Below are 5,888 nucleotides of genomic sequence, written 5' to 3' on the forward strand. Positions count from 1 at the left end.
CGTCCCCGCGAAGACCGTCCCCAGGCCGAGACCCGCAACCGTGACGACCGGCCGCGCGACGATCGCCCCCGTGGCGATCGCCCCGATGGCGGCGCGCGGACCGAGGGCGGCGGACGCCGCGACCGCTGGCGCGAGCGTGACGACCGGCCGCGCGAGGATCGCCCCGAGCGCGATCCCCTGGCCGTGGTTGAACCCAAGAGCGCGCCCCTGGTGGCCGCCGAGACCCACAGCTCCCCGGTGCTGCGCGACGACGACGGCGGCGAGAGCCACGCCCCGGCCTTCCTGAAGGCCGCCCCGCCGCGGGCGCCCCGCGCGCCCCGCGCCGAGACCCCGGCCGCCGCCGCGACGGCGGACGAAGCCCCCGCCAAGCCCAAGCGTCGCCGCGCCCCGCGCAGCTTCGAGGGCGGCGAAGGCGGTCCTCCGTCGGAAACCGAAGACGCATAGAACGCCAGCAAGGCCGGGATCGATGATCCCGGCCTTCGCATTTGGGGCCCGCGTCACCATATCCCGCGGGTTGCGAGAAACCGCGCGGACGGGTAGCCAATAGACATGGGAACCGAGTGCCATCATGAGGACGGCGCGCACCCGGGCATCAAGGGCGCGGACCTCTCCCATGCCTTGGTGGAGGCCGAGAGCCTCTGCGCCCAGACCCAGGAGCGCCTCACCACCCCGCGCCGCCGGGTGCTGGAACTGCTGCTGAAGGCCGACGCCCCGCTGAAGGCCTATGACCTGATCGCCGCCTTCGGCGCTGACGGCGAGCCGGCCAAGCCCCCCACCGTCTACCGCGCCCTGGAATTCCTTGAGCGCCTGGGCTTCGCCCACCGTATCGAAAGCCTCAACGCCTATGTCCCCTGCCGCCGCGACGACCGAGGGCACCGGGCGGCCTTCCTGATCTGCGAATGCTGCGGGGCGGCCGAGGAGTTCGACCCCGACCTCGCCGCCCAGATCGCCGCCGCCGCCCCCGTGGGCTACGTGGTCCGCGCCGTGACCCTGGAAGCCCGGGGGCTTTGTCTGGCCTGCCAGTAGGCAGCTTCCCCCACGCCTGTGGGGGGAAGCTGCGAAGTGTCACCCTCTCAACCGCGCCATGGCGATCGAGTCCGCATAGGCCCCGTCGCGCCAGGCATAGTTCCGGAACAGTCCCTCCCGCTCGAAGCCGAACCGCTCATAGAGGGCGATGGCCCGCCCATTGTCGGACCAGACGTTCAGCTCCAGCCGCGTGAGGTTCAGCCAGTTGTCGGCCTGGCCGATGATGGCCGCCATCAGGGCCGAGCCCGCCCCGCGTCCAGCATAGGCGTCGTGCACCGCCATGCCGATGGAGCCGGCGTGGGCGCGGCGGTTCTCGAAGCGGTTGAGGCTGGCCGAGCCGATCACCTTGCCGTCGATCACCGCCATCAGGTGCAGGTCGGCCGCCGAGCCGGCGGCGGCGCGCCTCTGGCGGGCGCCGAGGCTGACGAAGGGCATCTGCAGGGTGCCCCAGATGGCCTTCGGCTGGTTCAGCAGCTCGGTCAGGTCGGCCATGTCCGTGGGCTCGCGCGCGCGGATCAGGATTTCGCTCATGGTCTCTCTCCGTGGGTGCGGGCGGAGTCCGGGACAAAGAAAAAGCCCCGTCCGTCGCCGGCGGGGCTGGTGATCTGCGGCGTGTCGTAGAACTTCCTAGCGCACAGCAGCTCTCACCAGCCCGGGCCGGGCGGTGCAAATCTGCATAAGGGTCGCTACGCTGCGCATGTTGTGAGAGTAGCGAGTCACAAGCGCTGCTGGAACCCATGATCGAAGTCACCCCCGACATCAGCCTGAACGACGACGAGGTCCAGGAGCGGTTCATCCGCGCCGCGGGCCCCGGCGGGCAGAACGTCAACAAGGTCTCCACCGCCGTGGAGCTGCGCTTCGACGTGCGCGGCTCGCCGTCCCTGCCCAATGACGTGGCCATCCGGCTGATGAAGCTGGGCGGGCGCAAGGTGACCCTGGACGGGGTGCTGGTGCTGGTGGCCATGACCCACCGGACCCAGGAGCGGAACCGGGCCGACGCCCTGGATCGCCTGCTGGAGCTGATCCGCAAGGCCGCCGAACCGCCGCCGCCGCCCCGCAAGAAGACCAAGGTCAGCAAGGCCGCCAAGGCGCGGCGCGTGGACTCCAAGGTCAAGCGCGGCGGGGTGAAGGCCACCCGGGGCAAGGTGCGCGGGGAAGATTGAGAGAGACCGCCCGGCCATGACGTTCAGGGGGAAGGCGACGAAGCCTCTTGGCGCGCGCCCCTCCCCTTGCCTATGGTGCCCTCGCCATGACCCCCACTCGTCTTCTCCTGATCTCCGCCGCCCTGATTGGGCTTTCAGCCTGCGCCACCACCGCGCCCATGGGCCCGCCGCCGCCGCCGCCGGGCGCGGGGGGGCCGCCGTCGGCCGGCGTGTTCCGACCGGGCGACTTCTCCTGGTCGGCTGTGCCCGGCAAGGGGCGGATCGACGGGAAGATGACCTTCCGCAGCGGGGTGTCGCGCTACACCTGCGCCGGCGCCGGGGTGGTGCTGACGCCGGAGACCCTGTGGACCCGGCGGCGGATGACCATCCTCTACAATTCGCCCGACCGCGCGGCCCTGCCGGCCGAACAGGTGCGGGCCCGCACGCCCTCGGCCCCCAGCGGCGACTATTCGGCCTTCGTGCGCCGCACCACCTGCGACGCCGCCGACCACTTCAGCTTCCAGGGCCTAGCCAATGGAGCTTGGTTCGTCATCACCGTGGCCAAGCCCGTGGGTGGCGAGGGTCCCGACATGGCCATCATGCGCCGCGTCGAAATCCGCCAGGGCAAGGCCGTGGCGATCGAACTGTAAGAACCCGCTCGTCCCGGCGAAGGCCGGGAGGCGCGGTGTGGGGGCTGTCCCGCTCTAGAAGCGGGCGGCGCCGCGCTTTTCCGGCTCGGCCATTTCGGCGTCGAGCATGTCGGCCACGCGCAGCATGAATTCCTGGCGACGGGCGGCGGCGGCGATGGGGTCGGGGGTGTTCTTCACCGCCTGGGAGGCGTCCTTGCGGGCCTCCGAGCGCAGCCGGTCGATCACGGCGGCCAGGTGGCCCTCAGCCTTGCGCGCGTCCATCAGGGCGGCGTGCGAACGGGTTTCCGAGATGCGCTTGTTGAGCTGGGCCTCGATGTCGGACCCGGCCTCGACCCGCGACGCCATGGTGGCGAAGTCGCGGACATACATCTGGATGAATTGTTCCTCGGGCATGGGGCGGGATTCCTTACTGGTCGTGGGAGACGCGCAGGCGTTCGTAGGCGCGAACAGCAGAGACGCGATCAATCATATCCACACCTATAGCACAGATCGGCGGGTTTTGCCGAACTAACCCATGACCAGGGCGTTAATCCTGCCGGGACGGATCGTCTCGGGAGAGAAACCATGCGCAGATTTATCACCATCGGCCTTGCCGCCATCACGCTCGCCTCCTCGGCCGGCGTCGGCGCCGCCGTGGCCCAGCCCTACGGCTACGGCCAGTACAACGAGCGGCAGGACCGCGACCGCGACCGCGACGGCGTCAGCGACCGTCATGACCGCTACGACAACCGCTATGGCCGCTGGGACAACCGCTGGGGCCGTCACCCGGCCCCGCCGCCGCGCCACTGGCGCAGCGAGCGTAGCTGGTACGGGCACGTCCGCGCCTGCCAGATGCGCTATCGCAGCTACAATCCGGCCCGGGACATGTACTTCACCGGCCGCGTCTGGGTGCGTTGCCGGCTGTAGGCCGACCACCGTCAATAGAATCCGGCCCCACTCAGTGATGAGCGGGGCCGTTTTCTTGAGCGCTAGTGGACCTTGACCTTGCCGATCTGCAGGCCGTCGTCGGTGGCGCCGACCTCGATCACCGAGCCGTCCTGGAAGTCGCCGGCCAGCAGCCGCTTGGCGATGGGGTCGATCAGCTCCTTCTGGATCACCCGCTTCAGCGGCCGGGCCCCATAGACGGGATCGTAGCCGCGTTCGGCGATCCAGTGACTGGCCGCGGCGTCCAGGGTGATGGACATCCGCCGGGCGGCCAGCAGCTTCTCGACCCGCTGCATCTGGATGCCGACGATGTTGTCCATCTCCGAGCGGCCCAGCCGCTTGAAGAGGATGATCTCGTCGATCCGGTTCAGGAATTCGGGCCGGAAGTGGCGGCGCACGACGTCCATGACCATGGGCCGGACCTCGTCCACATCCTCGCCGTCCGCCTGCCCGGCCAGGAACTCCGACCCGAGGTTGGAGGTCATGATCAGGATGGTGTTGCGGAAGTCCACCGTGCGGCCCTGGCCGTCGGTCAGGCGACCGTCGTCCAGCACCTGCAGCAGGATGTTGAAGACGTCGGGGTGGGCCTTCTCCACCTCGTCGAACAGCACGACCTGATAGGGCCGGCGGCGCACCGCCTCGGTGAGCGCCCCGCCCTCGTCGTAGCCGACATAGCCGGGGGGCGCGCCGATCATGCGGCTGACCGAGTGCTTCTCCATGTACTCGCTCATGTCCATCCGGGTGATGGCGGCCTCGTCATCGAACATGAATTCGGCGAGCGCCTTGGTGAGCTCGGTCTTACCGACGCCGGTGGGGCCGAGAAACATGAACGAGCCGATTGGCCGGTTGGGGTCCTGCAACCCCGCACGGGAGCGCCGCACGGCGCGGGAGACGGCGGTGACCGCCTCTGCCTGGCCGATGACGCGCTTGCCGAGCGAGCCCTCCATCTGCACCAGCTTTTCGCGCTCGCCCTCCAGCATCTTGTCGACGGGAATGCCGGTCCAGCGCGACACCACCTGGGCGATGTCGCTGGCCGTCACCACTTCGGACGCCATCGGGCTGTCGCCCGATTCGCCCGCCTCTGCCTGGTCGGCGTCCCTGATCCGCTTTTCGAGGCCCGGGATCACGCCATAGGCAAGCTCGCCGGCTTTCGCCAGATCTCCGCCACGCTGCGCGATCTCGAGCGCCGAGCGCGCCTGATCGAGCTCTTCCTTGAGCTTCTGGCTGCCCTGCAGCCGCTCTTTTTCGGCGAGCCATTTCTGGCTCAGCGCCTGCGCCTCTTCCTCGAGGCCGCTGAGATCGTGCTCGAGCCGCTCGAGCCGCAGCTTGCTGGCGTCGTCCGGTTCCTTCTTCAGCGCTTCGCGCTCGATCTTGAGCTGCATGATGCGCCGGTCGAGTTCGTCGAGCGCCTCGGGCTTCGAATCGACCGCCATGCGCAGCCGCGCAGCCGCTTCGTCCATCAGGTCGATGGCCTTGTCGGGCAGGAAGCGGTCGGCGATGTAGCGGCTCGAGAGCTGCGCCGAGGCGACGATCGCCGAATCCGAAATGCGGATGCCATGATGCAGCTCGTACTTTTCCTTGAGCCCGCGGAGGATCGAGATCGTGTCCTCGATCGTGGGCTCGCTGACGAACACCGGCTGGAAGCGCCGCGCCAGAGCTGCGTCTTTTTCGACGTGCTTGCGGTACTCGTCGAGCGTCGTCGCCCCGACGCAGTGCAGCTCGCCACGCGCCAGCGCCGGCTTCAAGAGGTTGGACGCATCCATGGCGCCATCGGCCTTGCCGGCGCCGACCAGCGTATGCATCTCGTCGATGAACAGGATGATCTGGCCGTCGGACGAGGTGATCTCGTTGAGCACGGCCTTGAGCCGTTCCTCGAACTCGCCGCGATATTTCGCCCCGGCGATCAGCGCGCCCAGATCGAGCGACATCAGCGATTTGTTCTTGAGCGATTCCGGCACGTCGCCATTGACGATGCGGATGGCAAGGCCTTCGGCGATGGCGATCAGCAGGTGCTCGGTGGCGACGTAGTCGTCCTTCATGGACGAGGCGAGGTCGAGCGCGGCGGCCAGCACGCGGGTGAGCGCGGCGGACGCGGCCGGCTGCTGCACGGTCGCACCGCTCGCCTTGGGCAGGGCCTCGAGCACGG

Annotated in this window: 7 protein-coding genes and 1 pseudogene; 5 read left to right on the plus strand and 3 right to left on the minus strand. The window is 69.1% G+C overall.

Features of this window, described 5'->3' with window-relative positions:
• Positions 1 to 444, plus strand: a pseudogene (locus Q7T09_RS09270) (DUF4167 domain-containing protein); the annotation flags it as partial.
• Positions 445 to 549: 105 nt separating this feature from the next.
• Positions 550 to 1,026 (plus strand): Fur family transcriptional regulator, encoded by a 477-nt coding sequence (locus tag Q7T09_RS09275; RefSeq protein ID WP_304699321.1) that lies wholly within the window; start codon positions 550 to 552, stop codon positions 1,024 to 1,026.
• Positions 1,027 to 1,065: 39 nt separating this feature from the next.
• On the opposite strand, the gene Q7T09_RS09280 is transcribed toward Q7T09_RS09275, so the two are convergent.
• Positions 1,066 to 1,557, minus strand: coding sequence for a GNAT family N-acetyltransferase (locus tag Q7T09_RS09280; protein WP_304699322.1), 492 nt, complete (start codon positions 1,555 to 1,557; stop codon positions 1,066 to 1,068).
• Between the two features lie 206 nt (positions 1,558 to 1,763).
• On the opposite strand from Q7T09_RS09280, the gene arfB reads away from it, so the two are divergent.
• Both arfB and Q7T09_RS09290 read left to right on the plus strand, forming a co-directional pair.
• Entirely contained in the window at positions 1,764 to 2,189 is a 426-nt protein-coding gene (gene arfB, locus Q7T09_RS09285) for an alternative ribosome rescue aminoacyl-tRNA hydrolase ArfB (RefSeq protein WP_304699323.1), read from the plus strand.
• 86 nt (positions 2,190 to 2,275) lie between these two features.
• On the plus strand, positions 2,276 to 2,818 hold the full coding sequence (locus Q7T09_RS09290; protein ID WP_304699324.1) for a hypothetical protein: 543 nt from the start codon (positions 2,276 to 2,278) through the stop codon (positions 2,816 to 2,818).
• 54 nt (positions 2,819 to 2,872) lie between these two features.
• Here Q7T09_RS09290 and Q7T09_RS09295 read toward each other — a convergent pair whose 3' ends face one another.
• Positions 2,873 to 3,211, minus strand: a complete 339-nt coding sequence (locus tag Q7T09_RS09295; protein ID WP_304699325.1) for a hypothetical protein — start codon at positions 3,209 to 3,211, stop codon at positions 2,873 to 2,875.
• Positions 3,212 to 3,382: 171 nt separating this feature from the next.
• Between Q7T09_RS09295 and Q7T09_RS09300 the strand changes: the two genes are divergently transcribed.
• Entirely contained in the window at positions 3,383 to 3,724 is a 342-nt protein-coding gene (locus Q7T09_RS09300; RefSeq protein WP_304699326.1) for a BA14K family protein, read from the plus strand.
• A 62-nt stretch (positions 3,725 to 3,786) separates the two neighbouring features.
• Here Q7T09_RS09300 and Q7T09_RS09305 read toward each other — a convergent pair.
• Positions 3,787 to 5,888 (minus strand): AAA family ATPase (locus Q7T09_RS09305; RefSeq protein ID WP_304699327.1); only part of this gene is annotated, 2,102 nt, incomplete at its 5' end.

This window comes from Phenylobacterium sp. (assembly GCF_030645195.1).
In the GTDB taxonomy this organism is placed as follows: domain Bacteria; phylum Pseudomonadota; class Alphaproteobacteria; order Caulobacterales; family Caulobacteraceae; genus Phenylobacterium.

What these genes read in the sequence shown, in the direction of transcription:
- arfB (WP_304699323.1), top strand. Translation starts at nt 1,764, where the DNA reads ATGATCGAAGTCACCCCCGACATCAGCCTGAACGACGACGAGGTCCAG.
- Q7T09_RS09300 (WP_304699326.1), top strand. Translation starts at nt 3,383, where the DNA reads ATGCGCAGATTTATCACCATCGGCCTTGCCGCCATCACGCTCGCCTCC.
- Q7T09_RS09295 (WP_304699325.1), bottom strand. Translation starts at nt 3,211, where the DNA reads ATGCCCGAGGAACAATTCATCCAGATGTATGTCCGCGACTTCGCCACC.
- Q7T09_RS09280 (WP_304699322.1), bottom strand. Translation starts at nt 1,557, where the DNA reads ATGAGCGAAATCCTGATCCGCGCGCGCGAGCCCACGGACATGGCCGAC.
- Q7T09_RS09275 (WP_304699321.1), top strand. Translation starts at nt 550, where the DNA reads ATGGGAACCGAGTGCCATCATGAGGACGGCGCGCACCCGGGCATCAAG.
- Q7T09_RS09290 (WP_304699324.1), top strand. Translation starts at nt 2,276, where the DNA reads ATGACCCCCACTCGTCTTCTCCTGATCTCCGCCGCCCTGATTGGGCTT.